Origin of the sequence: Chitinolyticbacter meiyuanensis (assembly GCF_008033135.1) — a bacterium.
In the GTDB taxonomy this organism is placed as follows: domain Bacteria; phylum Pseudomonadota; class Gammaproteobacteria; order Burkholderiales; family Chitinibacteraceae; genus Chitinolyticbacter; species Chitinolyticbacter meiyuanensis.
In genome coordinates this window covers 826,956-850,386 of sequence record NZ_CP041335.1, presented here as the reverse complement: position 1 = coordinate 850,386, position 23,431 = coordinate 826,956, and the positions used below count along the sequence as shown (strand labels likewise).

General features: G+C 60.4%; 26 protein-coding genes, 1 tRNA gene and 1 pseudogene. 15 read left to right on the top strand and 13 right to left on the bottom strand.

Annotated elements, in window-relative coordinates:
* Nucleotides 1–8 precede the first annotated feature (8 nt).
* The 5 genes from FLM21_RS04050 to FLM21_RS04030 all read right to left on the bottom strand — a co-directional run bounded on the left by FLM21_RS04050 (nucleotide 9) and on the right by FLM21_RS04030 (nucleotide 3,826).
* The gene (locus FLM21_RS04050) at nucleotides 9–503 is read right to left on the bottom strand and encodes an RNA pyrophosphohydrolase (RefSeq protein ID WP_148714339.1); all 495 of its coding nucleotides are present in this window, start codon (nucleotides 501–503) and stop codon (nucleotides 9–11) included.
* 96 nt (nucleotides 504–599) lie between these two features.
* The gene (locus FLM21_RS04045) at nucleotides 600–1,388 is read right to left on the bottom strand and encodes a polyamine aminopropyltransferase (RefSeq protein WP_148714338.1); all 789 of its coding nucleotides are present in this window, start codon (nucleotides 1,386–1,388) and stop codon (nucleotides 600–602) included.
* Nucleotides 1,388–2,335, bottom strand: coding sequence for a tRNA 2-thiocytidine(32) synthetase TtcA (gene ttcA / locus FLM21_RS04040; RefSeq protein ID WP_148714337.1), 948 nt, complete (start codon nucleotides 2,333–2,335; stop codon nucleotides 1,388–1,390). The genes FLM21_RS04045 and ttcA overlap by 1 nt, the downstream gene beginning before the upstream one ends.
* Nucleotides 2,336–2,437: 102 nt before the next feature.
* Nucleotides 2,438–2,878, bottom strand: a complete 441-nt coding sequence (locus FLM21_RS04035; protein ID WP_148714336.1) for a GNAT family N-acetyltransferase — start codon at nucleotides 2,876–2,878, stop codon at nucleotides 2,438–2,440.
* An 81-nt stretch (nucleotides 2,879–2,959) separates the two neighbouring features.
* Entirely contained in the window at nucleotides 2,960–3,826 is an 867-nt protein-coding gene (locus FLM21_RS04030; protein WP_187360078.1) for an FAD-dependent oxidoreductase, read from the bottom strand.
* Nucleotides 3,827–3,961: 135 nt separating this feature from the next.
* Here FLM21_RS04030 and FLM21_RS04025 point away from each other — a divergent pair, with 135 nt between their 5' ends.
* Both FLM21_RS04025 and FLM21_RS04020 read left to right on the top strand, forming a co-directional pair.
* Nucleotides 3,962–5,116, top strand: coding sequence for a class I SAM-dependent methyltransferase (locus tag FLM21_RS04025; RefSeq protein ID WP_187360077.1), 1,155 nt, complete (start codon nucleotides 3,962–3,964; stop codon nucleotides 5,114–5,116).
* 43 nt (nucleotides 5,117–5,159) lie between these two features.
* Nucleotides 5,160–5,236, top strand: a tRNA-Met gene (locus tag FLM21_RS04020).
* Between the two features lie 120 nt (nucleotides 5,237–5,356).
* Here FLM21_RS04020 and FLM21_RS04015 read toward each other — a convergent pair.
* The 4 genes and pseudogenes from FLM21_RS04015 to FLM21_RS21225 all read right to left on the bottom strand — a co-directional run.
* On the bottom strand, nucleotides 5,357–5,920 hold the full coding sequence (locus FLM21_RS04015; RefSeq protein ID WP_148714334.1) for a GNAT family N-acetyltransferase: 564 nt from the start codon (nucleotides 5,918–5,920) through the stop codon (nucleotides 5,357–5,359).
* A gap of 245 nt (nucleotides 5,921–6,165) precedes the next feature.
* Nucleotides 6,166–6,297, bottom strand: a complete 132-nt coding sequence (locus FLM21_RS21485) for a hypothetical protein (RefSeq protein WP_281284964.1) — start codon at nucleotides 6,295–6,297, stop codon at nucleotides 6,166–6,168.
* Between the two features lie 387 nt (nucleotides 6,298–6,684).
* The gene (locus FLM21_RS04010) at nucleotides 6,685–7,716 is read right to left on the bottom strand and encodes an IS3 family transposase (protein ID WP_246120704.1); all 1,032 of its coding nucleotides are present in this window, start codon (nucleotides 7,714–7,716) and stop codon (nucleotides 6,685–6,687) included.
* Nucleotides 7,644–7,793 (bottom strand): annotated as a pseudogene (locus FLM21_RS21225) (transposase); the annotation flags it as partial. The gene FLM21_RS04010 and the pseudogene FLM21_RS21225, both read right to left, overlap by 73 nt.
* A 161-nt stretch (nucleotides 7,794–7,954) precedes the next feature.
* On the opposite strand from FLM21_RS21225, the gene FLM21_RS04005 reads away from it, so the two are divergent.
* The 3 genes from FLM21_RS04005 (at nucleotide 7,955) to FLM21_RS03995 (ending at nucleotide 11,299) form a co-directional block, all read left to right on the top strand.
* A complete protein-coding gene (locus tag FLM21_RS04005) occupies nucleotides 7,955–9,448 on the top strand; it encodes a P-loop ATPase, Sll1717 family (protein WP_148714333.1) in 1,494 nt (497 codons plus the stop codon).
* An 82-nt stretch (nucleotides 9,449–9,530) separates the two neighbouring features.
* Nucleotides 9,531–10,424: a hypothetical protein gene (locus tag FLM21_RS04000; protein WP_148714332.1), complete on the top strand. Its 894-nt coding sequence runs from the start codon at nucleotides 9,531–9,533 to the stop codon at nucleotides 10,422–10,424.
* A gap of 143 nt (nucleotides 10,425–10,567) precedes the next feature.
* On the top strand, nucleotides 10,568–11,299 hold the full coding sequence (locus tag FLM21_RS03995; protein WP_187360076.1) for a restriction endonuclease: 732 nt from the start codon (nucleotides 10,568–10,570) through the stop codon (nucleotides 11,297–11,299).
* A gap of 466 nt (nucleotides 11,300–11,765) precedes the next feature.
* Here the strand turns inward: FLM21_RS03995 and FLM21_RS21220 are convergent, their stop codons facing one another.
* On the bottom strand, nucleotides 11,766–12,239 hold the full coding sequence (locus tag FLM21_RS21220; protein WP_148714330.1) for a tyrosine-type recombinase/integrase: 474 nt from the start codon (nucleotides 12,237–12,239) through the stop codon (nucleotides 11,766–11,768).
* Between the two features lie 305 nt (nucleotides 12,240–12,544).
* Nucleotides 12,545–13,312 carry an SDR family NAD(P)-dependent oxidoreductase gene (locus FLM21_RS03985; protein WP_148714329.1) on the bottom strand — a complete coding sequence of 256 codons (768 nt, stop codon included), beginning with the start codon at nucleotides 13,310–13,312 and terminating at the stop codon, nucleotides 12,545–12,547.
* Between the two features lie 21 nt (nucleotides 13,313–13,333).
* Between FLM21_RS03985 and FLM21_RS03980 the strand changes: the two genes are divergently transcribed.
* From FLM21_RS03980 to FLM21_RS03970, 4 genes are all read left to right on the top strand, one after another.
* On the top strand, nucleotides 13,334–13,765 hold the full coding sequence (locus FLM21_RS03980; RefSeq protein WP_222846767.1) for a winged helix-turn-helix transcriptional regulator: 432 nt from the start codon (nucleotides 13,334–13,336) through the stop codon (nucleotides 13,763–13,765).
* Between the two features lie 257 nt (nucleotides 13,766–14,022).
* Nucleotides 14,023–14,898 (top strand): hypothetical protein, encoded by an 876-nt coding sequence (locus tag FLM21_RS03975; protein WP_148714328.1) that lies wholly within the window; start codon nucleotides 14,023–14,025, stop codon nucleotides 14,896–14,898.
* Nucleotides 14,883–15,914 carry a hypothetical protein gene (locus FLM21_RS20740; RefSeq protein WP_187360075.1) on the top strand — a complete coding sequence of 344 codons (1,032 nt, stop codon included), beginning with the start codon at nucleotides 14,883–14,885 and terminating at the stop codon, nucleotides 15,912–15,914. Before FLM21_RS03975 ends, FLM21_RS20740 begins: the two co-directional genes overlap by 16 nt.
* A gap of 10 nt (nucleotides 15,915–15,924) precedes the next feature.
* Nucleotides 15,925–17,376: a DUF1501 domain-containing protein gene (locus FLM21_RS03970; protein WP_187360074.1), complete on the top strand. Its 1,452-nt coding sequence runs from the start codon at nucleotides 15,925–15,927 to the stop codon at nucleotides 17,374–17,376.
* Nucleotides 17,377–17,380: 4 nt separating this feature from the next.
* On the opposite strand, the gene FLM21_RS03965 is transcribed toward FLM21_RS03970, so the two are convergent.
* Nucleotides 17,381–17,914 (bottom strand): lipid-binding SYLF domain-containing protein, encoded by a 534-nt coding sequence (locus FLM21_RS03965; RefSeq protein ID WP_222846766.1) that lies wholly within the window; start codon nucleotides 17,912–17,914, stop codon nucleotides 17,381–17,383.
* Between the two features lie 154 nt (nucleotides 17,915–18,068).
* Here FLM21_RS03965 and FLM21_RS03960 point away from each other — a divergent pair, with 154 nt between their 5' ends.
* The 3 genes from FLM21_RS03960 to FLM21_RS03950 all read left to right on the top strand — a co-directional run bounded on the left by FLM21_RS03960 (nucleotide 18,069) and on the right by FLM21_RS03950 (nucleotide 20,061).
* A complete protein-coding gene (locus tag FLM21_RS03960; RefSeq protein ID WP_222846765.1) occupies nucleotides 18,069–18,605 on the top strand; it encodes a shikimate kinase in 537 nt (178 codons plus the stop codon).
* Complete coding sequence (gene aroB, locus FLM21_RS03955) at nucleotides 18,586–19,665, top strand: 3-dehydroquinate synthase (RefSeq protein ID WP_148714324.1); 1,080 nt, start codon at nucleotides 18,586–18,588, stop codon at nucleotides 19,663–19,665. Before FLM21_RS03960 ends, aroB begins: the two co-directional genes overlap by 20 nt.
* Before the next feature lie 63 nt (nucleotides 19,666–19,728).
* Nucleotides 19,729–20,061 (top strand): hypothetical protein, encoded by a 333-nt coding sequence (locus FLM21_RS03950; RefSeq protein WP_148714323.1) that lies wholly within the window; start codon nucleotides 19,729–19,731, stop codon nucleotides 20,059–20,061.
* On the opposite strand, the gene FLM21_RS03945 is transcribed toward FLM21_RS03950, so the two are convergent.
* Complete coding sequence (locus FLM21_RS03945) at nucleotides 20,058–21,299, bottom strand: YihY family inner membrane protein (RefSeq protein ID WP_148714322.1); 1,242 nt, start codon at nucleotides 21,297–21,299, stop codon at nucleotides 20,058–20,060. The genes FLM21_RS03950 and FLM21_RS03945 overlap by 4 nt on opposite strands.
* 62 nt (nucleotides 21,300–21,361) lie before the next feature.
* Here FLM21_RS03945 and wrbA point away from each other — a divergent pair, with 62 nt between their 5' ends.
* From wrbA to ppk2, 3 genes are all read left to right on the top strand, one after another.
* Nucleotides 21,362–21,991 carry an NAD(P)H:quinone oxidoreductase gene (gene wrbA / locus FLM21_RS03940; RefSeq protein WP_222846764.1) on the top strand — a complete coding sequence of 210 codons (630 nt, stop codon included), beginning with the start codon at nucleotides 21,362–21,364 and terminating at the stop codon, nucleotides 21,989–21,991.
* A complete protein-coding gene (locus FLM21_RS03935) occupies nucleotides 21,988–22,359 on the top strand; it encodes a DUF2069 domain-containing protein (protein ID WP_148714321.1) in 372 nt (123 codons plus the stop codon). The genes wrbA and FLM21_RS03935 overlap by 4 nt, the downstream gene beginning before the upstream one ends.
* A 136-nt stretch (nucleotides 22,360–22,495) precedes the next feature.
* Complete coding sequence (gene ppk2 / locus FLM21_RS03930; RefSeq protein ID WP_148714320.1) at nucleotides 22,496–23,311, top strand: polyphosphate kinase 2; 816 nt, start codon at nucleotides 22,496–22,498, stop codon at nucleotides 23,309–23,311.
* Nucleotides 23,312–23,431: the final 120 nt, after the last annotated feature.

Sequence of the window (23,431 nt, the reverse complement as noted above, 5' to 3'; positions counted from 1 at the left end):
GCCCGCTCTCAGCCCTGCGCGCGCAATGGCGCGTTGTCGAGGTAACGCGACAGCTCAGACAACGCGGCTTCGTAGACACCGCGCTTGAACTCGATCACCGCGTCGAGCGGCGCCCAGTACTCGTTCCAGCGCCAGGCGTCGAACTCCGGATGCGTGCTGCGGCGCAGGCAGACATCGGAATCACGACCGACCAGCCGCAGCAGGAACCAGATCTGCTTTTGCCCCTTGTAGGTGCCGCGCCACTCGCGGCGAACCCAGTTGGTCGGCACATCGTATTTCAACCAGTCGCGGGTACGGCCCACGATACGCACGTGCTCGGGCGCGAGACCGACTTCTTCCATCAGCTCGCGGTACATTGCCTGCTCGGGCGATTCGCCCTGCTTGATCCCGCCTTGCGGGAACTGCCACGAATGCTCGCGCACCCGCTTGCCCCAGAACACCTGATTTTGCTGGTTGAGAATGATGATGCCGACGTTCGGGCGATAGCCGTCACGATCGAGCATGGGGTAATACCTTGTAACCGTTAGTTAACGTTGATTTTTCCACATCCGGCGCAGCTTGCAAACCGCGGCAGCGCAGCATGGCGGACAAATCGACGGCTAGACGAACAGGCGCCGGTCGTTATGCGGGTTGAGCCGCGCCAGATCGGCGACGAATTCCGGGAACTCCAGCCCGTATTGCGCCTCCAGCCGGCTGGCTCGCTCGGCAAGGCGCTCCCACTGCGGGCTGTTCTGGCCACGGCGGAAAGCGAAAGCCATCACATTGCCCTTCTGCCGCGCCGGCAGGCACAACAATCGCCCGTCGAACACCTCGGACAACCGCTCGCAATATGTGGAAAAACGTTTGTCCGAACCCCACAGGTTCACTGCCAGCACGCCGTTGTCGCTGAGCTTGTCACGACAGGTGGCGAAGAATTCGGCCGATGCCAGCGGCGGCGCGATGCCGGTGGCCGAGTAGGCATCCATGATGATCAAATCAGTGGCGCCATCCGCCAACTTGGCCACGTGTGCGGCGCCATCGCCTGCCAGCACGGCCAGTCGCTCGTCGTCCGGTGGCAGCGCAAACATGCTGCGGGCCACGGCGATGACCTGCGGATGCAGCTCCACGCAGCTGAGCCGGGTTTCCGGCAAGCGGGCGTGGATCCACTTGGCGATCGAGCCGCCACCGAGACCGATCAGCAAGGCCTCCCGCGGCGGTTCGATGAACAGCAGGAAGCCGAACAGGCAGCGGGTGTAGGCCAGCACCAGCTCCTCGGGATCGGACACCCGCATCGCACTCTGGGTGTCGTCACCGCCGAAATGCAGCTTGCGGATGCCGAACTCCTCCGAGATATCAATGACGATCTCATCCGCCGCTGCCGCGGAAACACGCTTGGAGCGGAACAGCATCAGTCATCGCCCCCGCAACCGCCCGTATCGCGCGGCTTGGAGGCGAGGATGGAAATGCGATTGGGCTCGGCGAAGCTTTCCTTGTCGAAGGCCTTGTCGCCATCGGCGCGCGGCGTGCCGTCCGCCTTGAGGCTGGCAAAATCGTAGCGCGTGGTATCGGCGAGGTGCGACGGCACCACATTGCACATTGCGGTGAACATGGTTTCCAGCCGGCCGGGGAAGCGCTTGTCCCAGTCGCGCAGCATGTCGCCGACCACCTGTCTTTGCAGATTCGGCTGCGAGCCGCACAGGTTGCACGGGATGATGGGAAAGCCCTTGGCTTCGCTGTAGCGCTCAATGTCCTTCTCACGGCAATAGGCCAGTGGGCGGATCACGATATGGCGGCCGTCGTCCGATACCAGCTTGGGTGGCATGCCCTTCAATTTGCCGCCGTAGAACATGTTGAGGAACAGCGTTTCCAGGATGTCGTCGCGATGGTGGCCCAGCGCGATCTTGGTCGCGCCCAATTCATCCGCCACGCGGTAGAGGATGCCCCGGCGCAGCCGTGAGCACAGGCCACAGGTGGTCTTGCCGTCCTCGATCACCCGCTTGACGATGCTGTAGGTGTCTTCCTCGATGATGCGGTATTCCAGGCCCAGCGCGGCGAGGTACTCGGGCAGCACGTGTTCGGGAAAGCCTGGCTGCTTCTGGTCGAGGTTGACCGCGACGATGGAGAAATCGATCGGCGCGGATTTCTGCAGCCCGAGCAGGATGTCCAGCATGGTGTAGCTGTCCTTGCCGCCGGACAGGCAGACCATCACCCGATCGCCCTCTTCGATCATGTTGAAGTCGTTGATCGCATCGCCGACATGGTGGCGCAGGCGCTTGGACAGCTTGTTGAGGTTGTACTGGGCCTTCTTCTCGGCGTCGACGAGGGCGGCGGTTTCAGGGCTGGAATGCTGGATCATGGTGGGAATGCGGACGGGGCGCGCAGCGCCCCGTCGTAGATGTTTGAATTGACGGCGATTTTACCCTCAATCAGCACAGCTTCGCCATGAATCGCGTTCGCTTCAGCGCTCGGCCGGTAGCAGAGCCTTGCGCATGAAGAAATAGCGATGCCCCGGCGGATAGTCGTCGAGCTCGCCAAACACCACATAGCCCTGCTTCTCGTAGAAGCCGCGCGCCTGGAAACTCGCGGTTTCCAGCTTGGCCAGGCGTATGCCGGCCGAGGCAGCCTGCGCCTCGATCGCGGTCAGCAGGCGCTCACCCAGCCCTTGGCTACGCAGCGCGGGATCGACCCACAATCCTTCGACCTGCAGGCAATCCAGGCCGTAATACCCGGTGGCACCGCCTTGCAGCTGACCATCGTCGCTATAGGCAGCGGCACTGACCCGCGTGAACGTATACGGGCCGAGCACCGACTCGTTGAACTGCCTCAGCGCGCGGTTGATGTCATCACTGGCCGATTGCTGATGATCGGCCCCGTGGCGCACGTCGATGCGATACGTCATTGTTGCGTTGTCCGTCTGGGAAAAGCGCGCTTTGTAACATGGCGTCGGGCGCAGCGCTTGGCCGGCTTTGGCTGATGACTTTCAATCGATTGTGGGCGGCAGGGCCGCATCCAGCGCCTTGGCCACCACGGCCGCATCGCCCTGGGTCGACAGCACATTGGGAAAGCGCGGTGCACGCATGTCGCCCACCCAGTACACCTGCCGCGTGGCATCCGGCAGCCCGTCGCACGCCAGCTGTGGCCATTGCTGCAGCAAGGATGACGGCCGATAGCCGAAGAACACTGCGGCATGGTCGTAACGGGCGCCGCAGACTGTCACGCCGTCCGCATCGGCCTGCACCGCTATCGGCCCCAAGCCGGTAAGCAATGGCACCGCAGCAGCATGCAGCCGCGCCAGCATTGCCGGATTGCCACGCAGCGCACCACGCGCATGCAGGGTGACGCAGCAGCCGGCAGCATGCAGCAGCAAGGCATGCTCGATCGCATTGTCCCCACCGCCGAGAATGGCCACCCGCTGGCCTTGCAAAGCAAGCAGATGCTCGCGCTGCGCACCGACGATCAGGCGTGGATGGGCGGGATAGGGCGAATAGGGCTCGGCGCCACAGGCCAGCACCAGTGCCCTGGCCTGCCAGCGCAAATCACCCCGCCCGTGCAGTTGCCAGACGCCGCCCTCGTAGCCGACCGCGGTCAGTTCCTGCTGCAGCCACAGCGGCCCGGCCCCGGAATCAGCCACCAGCTTGGCGATGTAGCTGCTGCCGGCAATCTCGCCCCAGCCCGGCAACCACTTGAGCGGATAGTCGCTCGCTGCCAGGCAGCCGCCGAGCACGGCGGAGCGCTCGATCACGCCCACCCGACGCCCCAGGCCGCTGAGCCAGCGCCGGGCCGTCAGCCCGCCGACGCCACCGCCCACGATCAACACATCAAGATCCACCGGAACTGTTTGTTGCATGGCACCAGCTGGGAAAGACATTGCCTGCGATCATGGCATCGACCATGGCGCCGAGCAAAGGAAAGCCGGCACGACGACGCGCCCCGCCACGGTGCGCGGTAGAATCCAGGCCATCGCCGCCCAGGAAGCCCCCGCGTGAAGCCAGCCCCGCTGCCCCCGCCCAACGCCGACGCCCTCGATGCGTCGCAACGCCTGATCGCCCATATCCGCGCCGAGATCGACGCGCATGGCTGGCTGTCGTTCGCCGACTACATGGCGCTGGCGCTGTACAGCCCGGGCCTGGGCTACTACAGCGGCGGGGCCACCAAGTTCGGCGAAGCCGGCGACTTCGTCACCGCGCCGGAGCTCTCCCCGCTGTTCGGCGCCTGCGTCGCCGAGACCATCGCCCCGGTGCTGTTCGCGCTGGGCGACGCTGATGTGCTGGAGTTCGGTGCCGGCACCGGCCAGCTCGCCGCGCAGATTCTTGCCGAACTGGAACGGTGGGAACGGCTGCCGCGCCGCTATTACATCGTCGACCTCTCTGCCGAACTTGCCGCCCGCCAGCGCGCCACGCTGACCGCACTGGTGCCACACCTGGTCGAGCGCGTGCAGTGGCTGACCGCGCTGCCCAAGGATTTCGTCGGCTGCATCGTCGGCAACGAGGTGCTCGATGCCATCCCCTGCAACCTGGTCTACCGTGATGCGGCGGGCGCGCTGTTCGAGCGCGGCGTGGTCTGGCGCGAGGGATTGGTCTACGAAGACCGGCTGCTGGCCCCTGGCCCGTTACTGGAGCTCGCGACTGCGCTCGATCTACCGCGTGACTACCTCACCGAGGTCCAGCCGCAGATGCGCGGCTTCATCCACAGCGTGGCACAGAGCCTGAGCCGGGGTGCGGCGCTGTTCATCGACTACGGCTTTCCCGCCAACGAGTACTACCACCCGCAGCGCAACGCCGGCACGCTGATGGCGCATTACCGCCACCACAGCCTGACCGATCCGTTCTGGCATCCGGGCCTGACCGACCTGACCTGTCACGTCGATTTTTCCGCGGTTTATGCCGCCGCCGATGCAGCCGGCCTGCAACTGGAGGGCTACACCAGCCAGGCGCAATACCTGCTCGATACCAGCGCCGCCGCGCGGCTGGAACAACTGCAACCGGCCCAATACCTCGCCGCCGCCTCGGCACTGAACAAGCTCACCAGCCCTGCGGAGATGGGCGAGCTATTCAAGGCGATCGCCTTCTCGCGCAATCTCGCCCTGCCCGCGCTGCTACCCGGCTTCTCGCGCGCCGACGATTCCTGGCGGCTGTAGGCTTGACAGCCATTCTGGCCGGCGGCACAATGCCCGACTCTTTGGCTATGTAGCTCAGTCGGTTAGAGCACAGCACTCATAATGCTGGGGTCACAGGTTCGAGTCCCGTCATAGCCACCAGATACCAAAAAGCCCCGACCTCGGTCGGGGCTTTTTGCATTGGCACGTCGTCACCCTTGCCGGTGCATCGCTCGTGCAACTGACTCAGCCGCTCGCGCAGTCAGCCCCTACTGCCAACATTCAGGCAGGCGGACAACCATCCATTGCCTCGGGGCGCTGCAGGACAAAGTAATCGAACCAGCCGTCGTCATCGCACCGGACCGTGCCGCTGGCAGCGAAGCCACTACGCAGGACGACGCGACGAGAATCCGGGTTAGACGGCTTCACCACGGCCATCAGTTGCGGCAGAGGCGACAGCCCAAACAGCCACTGCGTTGCAGCGCGAACAGCTTCACTGACGTAACCGCGGCCGCGATACGTGCGCGATAACGCGTACATAACCTCAGGCGAATCGACGTGAACACTGGGCTTGGGCCAAATCCCCAACCAGCCGATCAGTTCACCATCGGGCAGGCAGATCGCGAGGGGTACGGCCGGGTTGTCGCTGTCCAACCGCACCAAGTTGGTTTCCTGCCAAGCCAGCCACTGTTCGCACTGCTCGATCGTCATGGCCCAGTCGGGCAGGTTTGTGGTGATTTCGGGCTGGCGGACCAGCGAGACGAGGGCAGTCAGATCATTCTGAGAGAAAGTGCGCAGCAGCAAGCGCGCGGTGGGAATGCGCAGATTGCGCAGATCGTGAAGCATCGAGTCGATCCTTGTTTCGCACAAATAAGTAGCTCGCCATGCCTGTTGGCGCGATGGGGGATGCGCAATGTACACGCCCGATCGACGCCGGTCTTTGCTCCAGTTGATGGAGATGATCGAGATGAATACCGAGCTACAACACTTCCGCTACATCATTGGATAGCCGCGAGTGCGCCCCGCGCCGCATCGCCTGCAATTCGGCCTGGCCGTAGCCGCGCCGGCGATGATCCATTATCGCCCAGGACCTAGCAGCGCGGCCCGATCCCCAATGCCCGGCGCTCGATCAGCACCGGCAACGGCCAGCCCAGCACGGCAGCCGCCTCGACCTCCGCCACCAGATCGGTGGGCAAGCCCAGTTCGTTGGAAGGAATGTTCATGTTGGTGTGCTCCGAATGAGACGGGAGCAATGTCCAACAGTCCGGTGTGACGCGCCTGTGGATGGATTTCCGGGGCGGGGGTGAGGCGGGGTGGTTAGGGCTTGGAGCTAATAACGGCGCGGGTTACGGGCGGATGGGAGAGCCCAGACCAGCGTGGAGCACGCTACTCTCAGGTTCAAAACGGCTCAAAAACGTTGCTATAAACACTTTCATGCCAACGTACTTAAGCACGAGAAAGTATGCAGAAGCGTCAACCTGCTGCAGGGTCTATGTGACTAGACGATCTGCTTGGATATAAGGACACCACCGCAGAAAATCGCTCGGTATCAAAACCACAAAGCTACTTTTACTGTGCCGACGTCACCCCCTCATGAATAGCATTTCGCTTTAGAGTCCGGCCCCCGATATTACCGGTTTCTTCCTCGCTAGCTGCCGGGCATAGGCCGATGGCGTCAGCCCGCCCAACGCCTTCTTCGGCCGCTCCTCGTTGTATTCCCGTCGCCAGGCTTCGATCACCACCCGCGCATGCGCCAAGCTGGTGAACCAGTGCTCGTTCAGACATTCGTCCCGCAGCCGGCCATTGAATGATTCGATGTAAGCGTTCTGGTTCGGTTTGCCCGGTTCAATCTGCCGCAGCGTGATGCCGCGCCGGTACGCCCAGTGCAGCATCGCTCGACCGCAGAACTCCTTGCCGTTGTCAGTGCGAATCACCTGCGGCAAGCCGCGTGAGACCGCTAATCGATCCAGTTGCCGCGTCAGAATTTCGCCACTGATGGCTCGCTCCGGGATCACCGCAATGGCTTCATGCGTGGCATCGTCGACAACGGTCAGGCATTTGATCACTCGTCCTTCGGCCGTGCGATCAAACACGAAGTCCATCGACCAGACCGCATTGGCGACCTGCGGCCGGATCAGCGGCTGCCGCTCCGATGGCGGCACCTTCTTGCGCTTGCGTCGCCGCACTTGCAGCCCGGCCAGTGCATATAGCCGTTCTACCCGCTTGTGGTTCACTGCCCAGCCGCTCTGGCGCAGCTTCAGATAGATCATCCCTGCACCGTAGCGACGATGGCGCTGCGCCAGTTCGACGATCCGCTGCCGTAACATGCCGTTCCGATCCGGCTTGGGCCGGTAGCGCAAGGCGCTCGGACTCATTCGGGCGATGCGCAACGCCCAGCGCTCACTCAGACCCCGTCCGGCGAGGAACCGCACCAGCTCGCGTCGCGTTGGTGCGGTCACCACTTTTTTTGCAGTGCTTCCTTGATGACCTCGTTTTCGAGCATCGAATTGGCCAGCATGCGCTTGAGCCGAGCATTCTCGGCCTCGAGTTCCTTGAGCCGCTTGGCGTCGGAGACGCTCATGCCACCGAACTTGCTGCGCCAGAGATAGTAACTGGCTTCGGAGAAACCGTGCCGGCGGCACAGTTCCTTGATGGGCAAGCCCGCTTCGGCCTCGCGCAGGAAGCCGATGATTTGTTCTTCGGAAAAGCGTTTCTTCACGTCCAGTCTCCTTGATGGAAGGGATTGGACTCTAAAGCTGCGTGCTACTCAAACTTGGGGGGACGTCGGTGCTTACTTATTTAAACATGTACGGACAAAGAGGCCAGTCTATTTACAACTAGGCAAAAAATTCAAACCACTGTGCAATTTATGGGGGAAAAATGATCTCTGAAATTAAATCACTAACAACAGAACAAGTACGAGTGGTTCGCTCCCATTGGAAAGGTGATTCATCCTTTATCGGCTACCCGGATGCGGAACGTGACACTGTCCACAATAGTTGGTTCGACAATTTGCTCGTAAAGCCAGATTGGTTTACAAACGCGACATCCAAAGCGGTAACAGTCGCCGTAGCTCGAAAAGGTGCCGGCAAATCCGCAGTTCGGTTAACAAGCATTGAACGTCGTAAATCAGACTCCAAAACACTAATAGTAGAAGCTTCGGCAGACGAACTCGCCTCGCTACACGCAGAACGCTTAGCGCAAGCAACTGCACGAGGATATGGAGCGGTTTCCGATTGGATGCAGATATATGCAGACATGATTTGTCGAAAACTAGCTCGCGAAATGAGTGGGCATCTCCTAACCAGCGACGACGAGATCGCGGTTCGTGCGTGGGCAAAGACAGATGGAATTACAGAGCGCGATTTTGGCGAACGTATTGTCGATGTTCTGAAAACTCTTGTGCCTTGGGCCAAGGCCGTTGCTGCCGAGAGCGACGGACTGAAAAAGAACAGTGACGAGAGAATTACTCGTGTTGCACAGGCTACCAGCTTTGCACTGTATGTTGATGACTTCGATAATCTACAAGAGGAAGGCGGTGCTACAAATATGCGCTTGATCCGAGATGCTATCGAGGCGGCAGACAGGATTACCCACCACAACGAAAACGCTGAAGTCCACCTGTTTATGCGACAAGATCTATGGCTCAACATTAGCCCCGGCTGGCATTACTCAGATAAAGTTAGCGGTGTCGTTCACCTTAATTGGGATGTCAGCGATCTAAAAAAATGGATGGCACAAAGACTTCGGCTTGCGATTGGAGTCGCTTTGAATACTGACCCCAAAAATATTAAATTGCCCTTTGATGACATGTGGCACATATTCTTCACTCCTGAAGTGCAGTTAAAAGACCAATCCAAAAGCGACTCTTTTAGCTATATTGTTCGGAGGTCGATGTATACGCCGCGTAGTTTGCGGGCATTTACTAAATTTTCACTTGACATTGCAGATATACTTCCCGTCCCCGAGTCGGCCATTCAAGACGCCGAAGTAAGTTATTCAACTGACCAGCTTGAATTCTTGAAAACAGAGTTTAGTGGGCTTTGTATAGGTCTAGATATTTGTCTGCAGTCGTTCACTGGAAAACCGTTGGAGTGGATTGCTTCGGACCTATACAAGCATCTACGAGGTCTAATTGGGAACGGACAAGTCAAGCTTCAAAAAGGTGTTTCGTATGGCGATTCCGATATTGCGCTCGCGAGATTCTTGTACCGAATTGGTTTTCTAGAGGTGCGTTATCCGCAGAATGATCGCTACGAAGTACGTGATGTGATGCGCCATCCTGACCATTGGAAAAGCGTCAGAACCGACGACGCCGTACGATGGGCTGTACGAAGCGCGTTCTTCAACGGCCTAAAATCGCACCGAGCATAACTCTTGCCGCCGAAAAGGAATTCAAGTGGATCTGTTAAAGCGGGCAGCGTAACTCCGAAGGTACACCATCTCGAGATTTCCAATGATTAGCCGCCCCACTTCATTAGCAATTGCCAAAGCATATACCGCACGTTTTTCACTCGTATCACGTTCACACGGGCGGTCTACAGAAAAAGTATATCGCGATAAAATTTATGATTTTTTCTATGCAAACGAATATGAGGCATGGTTCTGCAATCTTTCTAAAAGCCATGTCAGTGTTCGGGGCTTAAAAGAATGGTTTATGAAAATTCACACGGGAGAATCGTTCGCCACTGCTACACAAGACTGGTCATGGGAGCAGCGACGAAATCTAGGGCAGCGATATTTGCGTGATATGGCCCGTGACCACCTTCGATGGTTTGACTCCGTAAAGTCTGAAGGCTTGTATGCGCAGTTCTACGGCGATGATACACAACACCTGCTACGACATCTTGAACTAGACGGCTATATTTTTCGAGACGGCGATCTCCTTCAGCCACAAAGTGATGTGTTAAATGTAGAAGAAGAAAAAAGTGCTCTAGAACGCCTATTTATTTCCGCAAAGCTTGGGCGTGCAAATGATGCCTTTGAATTTCTGCGCCTTGGCGAAGAGCACTTTGTTGCAGCCAGATGGTCAGACTGTATATCGAACGTCCGTAAATTTTTTGAGTTGACTCTTCAAGAAGGAGCAAAAGCGCTTTCTACATCAAAGGGGCAAAAATTTGATAAATCTATATTTGAGCGGCCAGTCGAAGTTCGCCAATACTTGGAGCGAGAGGGCTTGTTCGAGCGCAAAGAGCGAGAGTCAATAGACAAGCTATATGGGCTGCTAAGCGAGACCGGTGCCCATCCTTACATGGCGGAGTCTGACCAAGCACGTTTACTTCGCCAACTGTCTCTTACGCTCGCACAATTTGTCTTGTTACGTTTAAACGCAGCACTAATTCAAGCATGATTCAAAACTGGCCAAATATCCCCACCGAATGGACTCGCCAACACGCTACGCTTGGGGGTCTCCTTCGCCGCGACTTGGCTTCGGCCGCCTACCACCTCAACGTTAGTGTATAAAATATGAGGCAAGCCACGAGGAAAGCACTTTTGGGTCTTCAAAAAACTTCCAAACCTACGACGACTGAAGCGCCCGACTTTTTAATGCAACCGTTTCGCGAAGTGCCGTCGATTCATCCAAGGGATTCTTTGGCATTTTTTGCCGATCAACTCAGAATTCCAGTAGCCGAGCTTATTACTCAATTTCAAAGTGCAGGAGTCATCAACTTATCTGAACATTCTTTTATAGATTATGAACACAAATCTACCCTTTTAGATTTCCTAAAAAGAAAGCACATAACAACCAGCCAAATCTTTGAAGACAAGGCACCGTTAGCAAATCGAATTGAAATTGTCCATTCTATAAATTTAGAATTATTAAAGGTGCTTGCACGTCAGCCGCATTTAATGCATCAACTAGATCCGAGAAAATTTGAAGAATTAGTTGCTCGCCTTCTTGAAGATAATGGCTGTGAAGTGACATTAACCAAGCGGACCCGCGACGGCGGATACGATATTTTTGGGCGAATAAAAGGAATAATTGCCAGCCCGGTTTTTTTAGCAGAGTGCAAGCGATACTCACCCGAAAACAAAGTGGGCGTTGAGGTAATCCGAAGTGTTTTTGCCGTGACTGAGCTTCATCGCGCCAACCTTGGACTAGTAATTACATCTTCATCATTCACTAAAGACGCAATTAAAGAGAAGGTACGCATTGGAGATAGAATTGAACTTAAGGAATTTAATGATCTTAATTCTTGGCTCAACCGCTACGACCGAGGTTAAAGGTTAATTTTTCAGCCCGCAAGATAAAAATATTGCTCGTATTCTTTATTTCGCGCTGATGCTTCGTACTCATACCAAAGAGTTGACTATAACTCTCGTCCTTACTCGTAAGCAATTCAAAATTGGTATCATCCTCCCACAGGGCATATGCCCAGCACCCTAGCAGAACTACACACTCCCAGTTTCAACGCTGACCCCATTTTAAACAATGAGCAGGAGTGCACACACTTCGCGGAAAGCCTTATTTTTCCTGCATTCACGAGAATCTAGTACAAAATAAAACTGGGACCATGCCGACCACTTCAGCTCCGTCGGGACCAGCTCGCAAACCCAGCATTTATGCGGATGGGACCGTCGGGACCAGCGGGACCGCCCAAAAATGTGGGGGCGGAGGGGCACATGAGAGCCCAAGAGAAAGTGGTATTAAATTCACCCCCAAATACAGAGGCACACTAGCAGTTAGCTATTACTTAAAATCAGCCGAATCGACATACCAGGATTTCTGCAAATAGCTTAAATAATCTGCCCACCATTGCATCATCTTTCTACGCTCAGCTACATATTCCGCTTTGTGGATATATGCAGCCCGAACGCCATTCCGCTCTTGATGGCTCATTTGCCGTTCAATCGCATCTTTACTCCAATGTCCGGATTCATTCAAAGCACTGCATGCCATGGTACAAAAATCCATGGCTGCATATTTCGGTTCGGTGTCGTATCCTATTCGGCGCAATACTGCATCCACCGTGTTTTCGCTTATTGGCTCTTTAGGATCACGATCACCGGCAAATACCAGATCGCACTGCCCGGCGAGTTGGTGGATCACCTGCAGCCCTTCCTCGGCCCCTACTTCGATAGCGAAAGGCTGGGGACATGCGCTTCTCCCTCCAGGCTCGCGGATGTGCTCACGGCCAGGGCAGCGAGCATAGACCTCTTCCACGCCCACACCTTCGGCCCAGCTGTGACGATGGCTCGCGGATCACTTTGGAGGCAGACAAGGGAGTACCGCTTCGCGCTGCTGCTTGCACCTCGTTGTGGGCACCTACACGTCACATCAAACGGATTGTTGGTACATTTGTTGGTACATTTTCTTTATCGAATACGAAAAACCCAACAAAATAGCGGCATACATCGAGATTTCAGGTTCCCGTCATACCGCGAGATACCAAAAAGCCACGACTTCGGTCGGGGCTTTTGCATTGGGCATGCCCTCATGTAGGCATAGGCCAATGGTTTGAACCATCGTCAGTTGCGCCCAGCCAGCACGCCGCCATCGACATCCCAGACTGCACCGGTAACCCAGCTGGCGTCGTCACTGAGCAAAAAGGCGATGGCATTTGCCACATCATCCGGCGTGCCAATCCGCCCGATCGGATGAAAGCTGTTGAAGGTAGCCAGCGTTTCATCGATTTTGTCCGGCTCAATAAAGGCCTGGTAAATAGGCGTTTTCACAACGGCCGGCGCAACCGCATTGACGCGAATATGCCAATCGGCCAGCTCCATCGCCATATGCTGCGTCAATGCATGCAGGCCCGCCTTGGCCATGGAATACGCGGAGGACGGAGTAGCCTTGATCGCCTGCTTCGCCCACATCGAGCCTACGTTCACGATGGCACCACCGCCATTCGCGGCCATGTTCCTGGCCACCGCCTGCGAAATGAAGAAGGTCGCCCGGTTCAAGTCCAGATACGTGTCGTAGTCGCTGCGCTGGTGCTCAAGGAACGGCGTCGGTTTGAAGTAGCCGGCCGCATTCACCAGATATCTGATGGGGCGATCGTGCGCTTCGGCATAGGCAACCACGCGCTGCACATCGCGCTCTTCATACAGATTGGCCTGCAAGGCCTCAACGCGGCCGAATACCTCAAGCGTCTTTCTCGCCGCATCCAATTTTTCAGCTGAATTGCCCACAATCACCGTCGGGATACCGCGTTGCAGCAGGCATTTTGCGGTTGCCAAACCCATGCCACTGGAGCCGCCAACGATCAGTGCCAGCGGTTGTATGATGCGCTCCATCAGATCACCTTCCATCTCAAGTTGTTACCGGAGATCGCAGGTTATGGATTTGTGCTACCCGCTGAAAAGCAGGCACAAATTGGTACGGCAGGTACTTATCGGTACAAGTTGATGAATAGCCAAGCGAAAAAATATGCCAGGAAATCAGCACCGGAGCGCAGCGCGCGGATGGTGGAAGCCATTTTTGGCTGCAAATGGTCGCTGACTGTTTACCAATTGCTGGCCAACGGGATCAACCGCCCCGGCGAGATGGTGCGCAGCGTGGAGGGCCTGACGACCAAGGTACTCAACGAGTGCCTGCGCAGAAACATGGATTTCGGCATCCTGGAACGCATCGCCTACGACGAATCGCCACCGCGCGTTGAATACACGGTGACGCCATTCGGTACCAAATTCATCCGCATCCTGGACGAGCTGGAAAAGCTGCAGCACGAGCTCGATCGCGAATCCTGAAGCAGCACGGATCGCACGCGGCCAAGCCGGATTCCGCCCAACCCCGGAGCGATCTCATCCCGTAGGCAAGGCCCGTGGCGATCGCAGGCCAGCATCAACCCAGCCTTGGCGCACACCGCCGGCACTTCGTTTTCATCCCTCCATCTGCCCACGCCGCCAACCGTGAACAAAGCACGGATGCCCGGCGGCGGGACTGTTCGTACTTCATGAGACGCTGATATGCAGGATGCGTCGACTGGCGTATCGAGGGAGAGAACATGTATTGCAAACGAATCGCCGCAAGCGCCGTGCTGGCGCTGCTGCTGTCCGCCTGCGGCGGCGGTGGTGGAGATGGCGATAGCGGCGGCACACCGCCGGCCCCCACGCCTGCACCGCTGCCGGTAAGCAGCGTGCTGCCGCCGGTTTCCGATGCCGAATGGGACGACACAGCGGTGCGCAATGTGCTGCACGCCTTCGCCTATGGCGGGCAGGCGAGCGATGCACAGGTACGCGCCTGGGCGGACATGAACCCGCAGGTCGCCATCACCGAGATGCTGACCTTCTCGCCGTTCAACGCCCGGCTGTCGCCCGGTCGCGGCGAGGCCGATCCGCTGCGCGCCACCGGCGGCACGCTCGATGGGCTGTCGCGCTACTGGAGTGGCAGCAGCAGCCCCTTCGCCAGCAGCAGCCGCGCCGCATTCGACTACCGCAACGACTGGGGCGGCCTGCAGCGCACTGGCCTGCAGGCGGGCATCACGCAAGGGCTCAATCCCTTCCTGCATCGCGTGCTGTTCTGGGAGCTGAACTATCACCTGGCGGTGAACCAAGGCGCCGGCGTGCCCCAGGTACAGATCGCGCGCGACTACGACACGCTGCTGGCTGCACTCACCGCTGGCGAATCGTATTCACGCGTGTTGGCGCGCGCCGCGATGTCGGCCGCGGTGGCGCGGCAGTACGGCCACAACCGCAATCAGTTCAACAACAGCACTGGCGTGTTCCGTGGCAACGAGGATTTCGCCCGCGAATTCCACCAGCTGTTCTTCGGCATCCTTGGCACCACCCGAGCGGAAGATGCCAACCCGCGCGCGGCGGGCAGGGCAGTTACCACGAAGTGGTCACCGTCAAGAACACGGCGCGCATGCTCACCGACATGAGCGAGCAGAGCGAGGATGCCGAGGAGCTCACCTTCGGCACCGCCAGGCACCACGCGGCGGCGCTGGAAATCCTGCATAGCCAGATCGCCGGCACCACCGCGCGCAACAAGATCTTTGCATTGGCCGAGGTGGCGATCCGCCATCCGGAATCGGAAGCCAACCTGCCGGTGAAAATCATCCAGGGCCTGGCCAACGATTACCTCAGCGAAGCGGACATGGCGCAGCTGCGCAGCTATTGGCAGCAGATGGGCCAGAACAAGAGCCTGCTCACCTTCCTGCAGACCTATGCGATCTCGCGGCAATTCCACCAGCCGGGCCGGGTGAAATACCTGACGCCGCTGGAGCGCAATCTCATCTTCCTCAACCGCTTCGCGCTCAACCGCACCGAGAGCGAATTCACCAGCTGGTATTCGCCCATGGCGCTGGTTACCTGGGAAGAGGGCTACACCGCGTTCAGCCCCACGCACAACGTGTTCGGCCACCAGACCAGCGAAGAGGCATCGCTATCGGCCGACCTGTTCAAGACCGTGTACAACCGGAGCGTGGACAGCCTGTGGCGCGTGGCGCGGGTGGAGAGCAGTGGTGACGCCAGCCTCACCGAGCAGGCGCCGGCGTGGGAGAAGAACTGGGGGGCGCTGGCACCGCGCGAAGCCGATGGCAGCTGGCGCACCGACCTGGTGGCCGAATGGCTATGGCAACGCTTCACCGCCAGCCGCCTCGCAGGCTTTGGTGACTTCGAGCGGCTCTACACCTACAGCCTGCTCGCCACCGGCCGCGATGCCGGTTTCTATTGCACTGGCAACGGCGCCGCCGGCACCAACCCGGATTACGTCTTCACCGATGCCGATTTCAACACCGGCCAAGGCGGCCGCAACTGCCTCGCCACGCTGGCGGCACAAACGCTGGACCTGGCCAGCACCGATGCCACCCGGCGCAAGGATGCCAACCGCCGCGTGGCCTATGCCGTGGCTTTCATCAGCGCGCTGCCGCAGGCGCAGCTGCTGCACGGCGAATAAGGAACCCCACATGCAACGTCGCGATTTCCTGCGTTTCGGCCTGCTGGCTGGCGGCCTCTCCGCCTTCCCTGGCCTCGTACCCTCCGCCTCCGCCGCGGTCACGCTGGCCCGGCGCAGCGTGCTGTCGATCACACTCGCCGGCGGGCCTGATTTCCGCCACCTGTTCCCACCCGCCATCGCCGCTAACGAAGCCAGCGACAGCTACGCCTTTCGCTGGTGGGCGGCCCGCGCCGCCAGCCAGGGCATCGATGCCGCCCAGCGCAATCGCGATGGCTACTACCAGCGCTACAGCAATGCCTACCAGCCACTGAACCGCCCGGGCACCGCCACGCCGGCCGGCTTCGGCATTCTGGCAAGCTGCGGCTGGCTGAAGCAGCGCTGGGATGCGGGCGAGCTCGCCATCGTGCACAACGTGGTCGGCGCCATCTCGCGCGATCACGCGCACTCGCTGCTGGTGATGGACCACGGCGATCGCAGCTCCGGCCCCATCGACAACCACAAGCCCGGCTGGGGCGGGCGACTGGCGGCAGCGCTGGGCAGCAATGCGCGCGTGGCGGCGCTCACCAGCTCGCCGCGCGCGATGTGCCTGGGCCCCGGCGCGGGCGGCCGGGCCAGCGCCGAGCTGGTGATCGGCCTTGCCAACTCGCGCAAGCTGGCGCTCTCGGAAAAACCATATACGCCCGGTGGCCCGGCTTGGCAGGTCGCCTCCAGCGACAAGGCACTGTCACTCAGCCTCAAGGCCTATTACCAAGCCAAGCGCTTCAGTGATCCGGCACTGGCGCGCATCGCCAACCACGAGAAGGTGTTGCGCGATCTGGGCAGCCGTGTCACCGCGCGGCTGGGCAGCGGTGAAACCACTGCCAGCGGCGCGCTGGTCGAAGTGCCTGCAGCCATCCGCGCGCTGTATGCGGACGGCCTGCCGTGGAAGAGCCGCTACTGGGGCATGCAGGCGCGCAACCTGCACGACGTGCTGACGCTGTCCGATGTGCTCAATACCCCAGTGCTATCGATGGACTACGGTGGCTGGGACACCCACAAGGCGCAGCAGGCGGATATCGAGGCCAATCTCGACGACCTGTTCGCCAGCGGCAAGGGGCTGGACCTGGTCTGGCAGCAGCTGGACCAGGCCGCGCGCGATAACCTGGTGATCGTGATCTACGGCGAATTCGGCCGCCAGCTCGCCGCCAACGGCGATGCCGGCACCGATCATGGCCGCGGCAACGCGGTGCTGGTGATCGGTGGCAGCGTGAAGGGCGGCGTGTACGGCATGCCCTTCCCCGATCGCGAGCTCGAGCTGTTCGGACGTAATCTCAACGACGACATCCTCGGCCAGACCGGTATCGAGCATGTGCTCGGTAGCGTGGCCGACTGGGTAGCCGGCGGCGGTACCGGCAACAGCGTGTTCAACCGCAGCAACAGCCTGATCGAAGCAGGGTTCAATCCTTCGTTGCTGTTCGCCTGATGGCCTACTTGTCGAGCCGGGTGATCTTGTTGCCCTGCACGCCGGCGCCGGCCATCAGGCCTTTCTGGCTGAACACGAAGGCGTAGACGTCATCCTGGATCGTCTTGGTGGTGAGGTTGCGGGCGCGGCCCTCATCCATCACCACCACGCTGGGACCAACGCCAACTTCGAAGCCCTCGGAGGCATCGAGCGCGTTCAAGGCCGCGTCGGTCATGAAGAACATCGCATAGCCATAGGTCTGCACGCCGGCCTGCAGGCCCCACGAGGCGCCAGCCGTACTGTAGCGGGCAACCGCCTTGCCGCCGCGGAATAGCACCCCTTCGCCATATTGGCCACCAATGCCGAGCCCCGCCTTCTTGATCGCCGGGAACACCAGCGTAGCCCGTGCCTCTACACCCAATGTCTTGGCCGCCGGCACCCGGGCATAAAGCCGGTTGAGCGCAGCCTTCGCATCCTGCTCAAGCTTGCCGTTGTCCGCAGCCAGCCCCACCGGGCTGCTCAACCCCACCGCCAATAGCGTGACGGCCCATCCCATCATCCTCGTTCCCATCTCACACCTCGCTGGTCCATAGGAATGGTGTAGCTGGGCGGCAGCACGATGTCATGTCGAGCGTGCGCCGACGCGGGATCGGCGGCATGCCGCGCGCAAGCGGCTGGCGACCATCACCGCTATCCGAGGTAGAATTGCGGCCATGAAACTGCCTGGCAATTACTTTCTGGTCGGCATGATGGGCGCCGGCAAGACCACTGTGGGGCGCGCGTTGGCCAAGGCCACGGGCAAGCATTTCTATGATTCCGACCACGAGATCGAATCGCGCACCGGCGTGCGCATTCCGACCATTTTCGAGGTCGAGGGCGAAACGGGGTTTCGCGCCCGCGAAGCGGCGATGATCGCCGAGCTCGCTGCGCAGAAGGACATCGTACTCGCCACTGGCGGTGGCGCCGTGCTCAATCCCGATAGCCGCGCGGCACTCGCCCGCGGCGGCTTCGTGATCTACCTGCGCGCCAGCGTCGACGACATCTACCAGCGCACCGCCCACGACAAGAACCGCCCCTTGCTGCAGACGGCCAACCCGAAGGAGCGCATCCGCGAGCTGTTCGAAGCACGTGATCCGCTCTACCGCGAAGTGGCCGACCTCACCGTGGACACCAGTCGCCAATCGGTGCAGCAACTCACCCAAGCCCTCCTCGCCAAACTCGAGCACCACCATGCGCACCGTCAAGCTTGACCTCGATCACGCCCCTTACGACATCCATATCGCCCGCGGCCTGTTGGCCCAGGTCGAGCACATCGTGTCGCTGCTGCCGCAGCCGCGCGTGGCCATCGTTACCAACACCACTGTCGCACCGCTGTATCTCGCACCACTGCAATCGGCGCTGGAGGCGCGCGGCGTCAAGGTCGAGGCCATCGTGCTGCCCGATGGCGAGGTCTACAAGACCGGGGAAACGCTGAACCTGATCTTCGACGGCCTGCTGCAGGCGCGTGCCGAACGCAAGACCACGCTGATCGCCCTGGGCGGCGGCGTGATCGGCGACATGACGGGCTTTGCCGCCGCGGTTTACCAGCGCGGCGTGCCCTTCATCCAGATCCCGACCACGCTCTTGGCGCAGGTAGACTCATCGGTCGGCGGCAAGACTGCCATCAACCATCCGCTCGGCAAGAACATGATCGGCTCGTTTTACCAGCCGCAGCTGGTGCTAGCCGATCTCGCCACGCTCGATACGCTGCCGCCGCGCGAGTTCTCCGCCGGCATGGCCGAGATCATCAAGTATGGCCTGATCGACGATCTGGCCTTCTTCGAGTGGCTGGAGGCAAATATCGACGCCTTGATGGCGCGCGATACCGACGCCCTGGCCCAGGCGGTGGAACACAGCTGCCAGAACAAGGCGCGCATCGTCGCCGCCGATGAAAAGGAAAACGGCCAACGCGCGCTGTTGAACCTCGGCCACACCTTCGGTCACGCCATCGAAGCGGGTCTGGGCTACGGCGAGTGGCTGCATGGCGAGGCCGTCGCCGCCGGCATGGTGCTGGCCGCCTACGCCTCGCGCGAGCTGGGCAAGGTAAGCGATGCCGACATCGCGCGGATCAAGGCGCTGCTGGTCAAAGCCGGCCTGCCTGTCGTTTCGCCCCAGCTTGGCAACGAGCGCTACCTGGACCTGATGGCACAGGATAAGAAGGTGGACGCCGGCAAGATCAAGTTCATCCTGATGGAGAAGCTCGGCCAGTCCTATATCGGCGAGCTGACGCGGGAGCAGGTGGTGGCTGCGCTGGAAGCGGGCTGCGCCTGATCCGTCATCCTAGCTAGACGTGCACTCCTCGCCCCAACGCCACAGCTGAATGAGATGCAAGCCTTGATGAAGATCGCCGTGAATCACCTTCAGCGCTGGCTGAGGCGGAATCCGCACCGGGAGTCCGCGCACCTGGTGATTCAGGCCAATGCCCACGTGCAGGCCATTGTTGTCGAGCCTTGGGGCATTGAATACTCACTCACCGCCGGGGGCAGGTACCAACTGATTACCCAGGCTGATACCACGCCCCGGCTTGAAATCGAGTGGCTCGAAAAGCGCTTGGTTGTGTCGGTCCACGGCCAGCATGCCACTTTCGAGCTTCAACTCGGCCACCGCACCGTCCTCGACTGCCCTGTCGCAACCCCGGTCCTGTCCATCGAGCAGACCGCCGCCTAGGCGGGCTGCCCTTCATCCTCTCGCCCCAGCCGCTCCGCATAATCCGCCAGCGTCTCATCCAGCGCCGCCACCATGCCGTTGATATTGAGGCGGATACCGTGCTCAACACTGGCCGACAACGGCGTGACCACGGTTTCGAAGATGTCGACCAGGCGGATGCGGTCGATCGAGGTGGCGAGCAGCCAAGCGCCCTCCCGCGACGCTTCCACCCAGCCGCGCTCGCTCATCAGTTCCAGCAGGCCGTGGGTGGCGTCGATGCCGAGGCCGACGCGGCGGCGCAGCGCGTCGATGTGCAGCACCTCGCCGTGGGTATGCGCCTGCGCCAGCGTCATCAGGATGCGCACCGCCTGCTCGAAGCGGGTGCCATGGTGGCGCTCCCAGCGCCAGCCATCGCCGTGCCAGTAGGACAGCGACGCCGACAATACCGCGCCGCCGAGCACGATCACCCAGCACACGTACAGCCACACCAGGAAAATGGGGAAGGCGGCAAACGCGCCGTAGACCAGCTGGTAGGTAGCAAACTGCTTGATGTAGTAGCCGAACAGGATCTTCATCAGCTCCAGCAGCACCGCCACGACGGCAGCAGCGGCAATGCCGTGACTGCGTGGTACATAACAATTGGGCACGGCCACATAGAGCAGCGTGAGCATGGCAAACATCAGCGACAGCGGGCCGATGCGCACCAGCAGGTCGGCGGCGAACGGCAGGCCATCGAGGAAGGTGCTCTGCTTGAACAGCCACGAAGTCAGCGACAGCGATACGCCGATCAGTACCGGCCCTAGCGTCAGCGTCGCCCAGTAGATCAAGGTGCGCGACATCAGCTTTCGCGGCCGGTTCACGCCCCAGATCTGGTTGAAGGTCTTCTCGATGGTGAACACCAAGAGCAGCGCGGTCAGCACCAAGCCAACCATGCCAAGCGCCGTCAGCCGCTCGGCGTTGTCGGCGAACTGGCGCATATAAGTACCAACGAGCTTGCCACCGGTCTCGGGCACCAGGTTGGACAGCAGGAAGGAGCGAAAGCGCCAGGCATAGCGCGAGAACACCGGGAACGCCGAGAACATCGTCAGCGCGATGGTGAACAGCGGCACGATGGCGAGCAGCGTGGTGTAGGTCAGGCTGCCGGCAGTCTGCAGGCAGCGATCCACGATCAGCCGGTGGCCGACGAAACGGGAAAAGCCGGCAGCGCGGCGCCAGTATTCGACGGTAAGCAACTGGGTAAAGGTGCGGGGGCTGACCATGGCGACGCCGTCAGGGTGAGGTGAGCCCGTATAATAGCGGGCCGCCGCCCCACCGCGGGCAAATGGCTCCCAGAATCCAACAGGACCGCCCCGTGACCGAGATCCTCGTCCTCTACTACAGCACCCATGGCGCCACCCGGCAGTTGGCCCAGTTGATCGCCCGCGGCATCGAAGCCGTGCCGGGCTGCAGCGCCCGGCTGCGCACCGTGCCGCGCGTCTCCACCGTATGCGAAGCCACCGAAAGCACCGTGCCGGAAGCGGGCGCCCCTTATGTGGAACTGAAGGACTTGGCCGAATGCGCGGGCGTCGCGCTGGGCAGCCCGACGCGGTTCGGCAACATGGCCGCCAGCATGAAGTATTTCTGGGATGGCACCGCCGGCGACTGGCTCAAGGGCACACTGTCCGGCAAGCCCGCGTGCGTGTTCACCAGCACCGCGTCGATGCATGGCGGCAACGAGAGCACGCTGATCACCATGATGCTGCCGCTGTTGCACCACGGCATGCTGATCGTCGGCACGCCGTTCACCGAGAGCCAGCTCACTGCCACCACCTCCGGTGGCACGCCGTATGGTCCGTCGCACGTGGCCGGGCCGGAATCCAAGCTGCCGATCAGCGAAGCGGAAAAGCAGCTCGCCATCGCCCAGGGCAAGCGCTTGGCCGAAGTAGCGCAGAAACTGGCTGCCGCGCAATGAGCATCGATCTCGCGCTTTGGCGGCCCCGCGCGCAATGGGCCGCCATCATCGGCCTGATCGCGCTGATCGCGCTGTGCCTGGCCTGGGAGCTCTGGCTGGCGCCGCTGCGCCCGGGCGGATCGCTCTTGGTATTCAAGGCCGTGCTGCTGTTGGCGCCACTGCCGGGGCTGCTCAAGGGCCGTCGCTACACCTACCAGTGGTGCAGCATGTACATCCTGGCGTGGTTCATCGAAGGGGTGATGCGCGGCTGGGCCGAATCGGGGCTGTCACAGATACTGGCCGTGTTGGAAATCGTGCTGTCGGTCTGGGTGTTCGTCGCGGTGGTGTACTACGCATACTGGACACGGCCATCGCTGTCGCAGCAATAGTAGCGCCGATAGCCCGGGCGGCCAGGCGATCCAGCGGCATCCTCTGATTTCGCCGGCTTCCTCACTGCGAAATCCGCCATCTCTGTACGATACGCGCTACATTCCATATGCATCGCCCATCCACAGAGGATCCGTCATGAGCAAGAAGCGCAAGGAAGCACTCGCCCCCGCCGCACCGGTTGAAGCGCTGGGCAGCAAGGAATACGACAAGGAGCTAAAACGCCTGCATGGCGAGCTCGTCAAGCTGCAGCAATGGGTGGTCGCCAAGGGCCTCAAGGTCTGCATCGTGTTCGAGGGCCGCGATGGCGCCGGCAAGGGCGGCACCATCAAGGCACTGACCGAACGGGTGAGCCCGCGGGTATTCCGCGTGGTGGCATTGCCGGCCCCGACAGAGCGGGAAAAGAGCCAGATGTACTTCCAGCGCTACATGCAGCACCTGCCGGCCGCAGGCGAGATCACCATTTTCGATCGCAGCTGGTACAACCGCGCCGGCGTCGAGCGGGTGATGGGCTTTTGCAGCGCCGAGCAGGTGGAGAAATTCCTGGAATCCACGCCACTGGCGGAACGGGCCATTGTCGAATCCGGCATCATCCTGCTGAAGTACTGGCTGGAAGTGAGCCCGGAGGAGCAGGAGCGGCGACTGCGCGACCGGATCGACGATCCGCGCAAGACCTGGAAACTCTCGCCGATGGACGTGAAATCCTACGACCGCTGGGATGACTACACCCAGGCGCGCGACGACATGTTCGCCGCCACCGATACCTCGTGGGCGCCCTGGTTCGTCGCGCGCTCGGAAGACAAGAAAAAAGTGCGGCTCAATGTGCTCCGCCACATCCTCGACCATGTGCCGTACGAGGCGTTGCCGCGCGAGGAAGTGAAGCTGCCCAAGCGCAAGATCAAGCGCCGCGACAGCAGCAGCTATCCATTCCGCTTCGTCGCCGAGCACTACTGATCGATTGCGCTGCACCCCGAACTTGGGCCGCTTGATCCAGCCCAGGGTGCGGTGCAGCAGCAAAACGCCCCCGCGCCAGCGTCACGCGGGGATGCTGCAGGCAAAATAAAACCCGGTCGA

Coding starts and splice junctions, on each gene's coding strand:
- FLM21_RS04050 (WP_148714339.1), bottom strand. CDS start 503: ATGCTCGATCGTGACGGCTATCGCCCGAACGTCGGCATCATCATTCTC.
- FLM21_RS04045 (WP_148714338.1), bottom strand. CDS start 1,388: ATGCTGTTCCGCTCCAAGCGTGTTTCCGCGGCAGCGGCGGATGAGATC.
- ttcA (WP_148714337.1), bottom strand. CDS start 2,335: ATGATCCAGCATTCCAGCCCTGAAACCGCCGCCCTCGTCGACGCCGAG.
- FLM21_RS04035 (WP_148714336.1), bottom strand. CDS start 2,878: ATGACGTATCGCATCGACGTGCGCCACGGGGCCGATCATCAGCAATCG.
- FLM21_RS04030 (WP_187360078.1), bottom strand. CDS start 3,826: ATGCAACAAACAGTTCCGGTGGATCTTGATGTGTTGATCGTGGGCGGT.
- FLM21_RS04015 (WP_148714334.1), bottom strand. CDS start 5,920: ATGCTTCACGATCTGCGCAATCTGCGCATTCCCACCGCGCGCTTGCTG.
- FLM21_RS21485 (WP_281284964.1), bottom strand. CDS start 6,297: ATGAACATTCCTTCCAACGAACTGGGCTTGCCCACCGATCTGGTGGCG.
- FLM21_RS04005 (WP_148714333.1), top strand. CDS start 7,955: ATGATCTCTGAAATTAAATCACTAACAACAGAACAAGTACGAGTGGTT.
- FLM21_RS04000 (WP_148714332.1), top strand. CDS start 9,531: ATGATTAGCCGCCCCACTTCATTAGCAATTGCCAAAGCATATACCGCA.
- FLM21_RS03985 (WP_148714329.1), bottom strand. CDS start 13,312: ATGGAGCGCATCATACAACCGCTGGCACTGATCGTTGGCGGCTCCAGT.
- FLM21_RS03975 (WP_148714328.1), top strand. CDS start 14,023: ATGTATTGCAAACGAATCGCCGCAAGCGCCGTGCTGGCGCTGCTGCTG.
- FLM21_RS20740 (WP_187360075.1), top strand. CDS start 14,883: ATGCTCACCGACATGAGCGAGCAGAGCGAGGATGCCGAGGAGCTCACC.
- FLM21_RS03970 (WP_187360074.1), top strand. CDS start 15,925: ATGCAACGTCGCGATTTCCTGCGTTTCGGCCTGCTGGCTGGCGGCCTC.
- FLM21_RS03965 (WP_222846766.1), bottom strand. CDS start 17,914: ATGATGGGATGGGCCGTCACGCTATTGGCGGTGGGGTTGAGCAGCCCG.
- FLM21_RS03960 (WP_222846765.1), top strand. CDS start 18,069: ATGAAACTGCCTGGCAATTACTTTCTGGTCGGCATGATGGGCGCCGGC.
- aroB (WP_148714324.1), top strand. CDS start 18,586: ATGCGCACCGTCAAGCTTGACCTCGATCACGCCCCTTACGACATCCAT.
- FLM21_RS03945 (WP_148714322.1), bottom strand. CDS start 21,299: ATGGTCAGCCCCCGCACCTTTACCCAGTTGCTTACCGTCGAATACTGG.
- wrbA (WP_222846764.1), top strand. CDS start 21,362: ATGGCTCCCAGAATCCAACAGGACCGCCCCGTGACCGAGATCCTCGTC.
- FLM21_RS03935 (WP_148714321.1), top strand. CDS start 21,988: ATGAGCATCGATCTCGCGCTTTGGCGGCCCCGCGCGCAATGGGCCGCC.
- ppk2 (WP_148714320.1), top strand. CDS start 22,496: ATGAGCAAGAAGCGCAAGGAAGCACTCGCCCCCGCCGCACCGGTTGAA.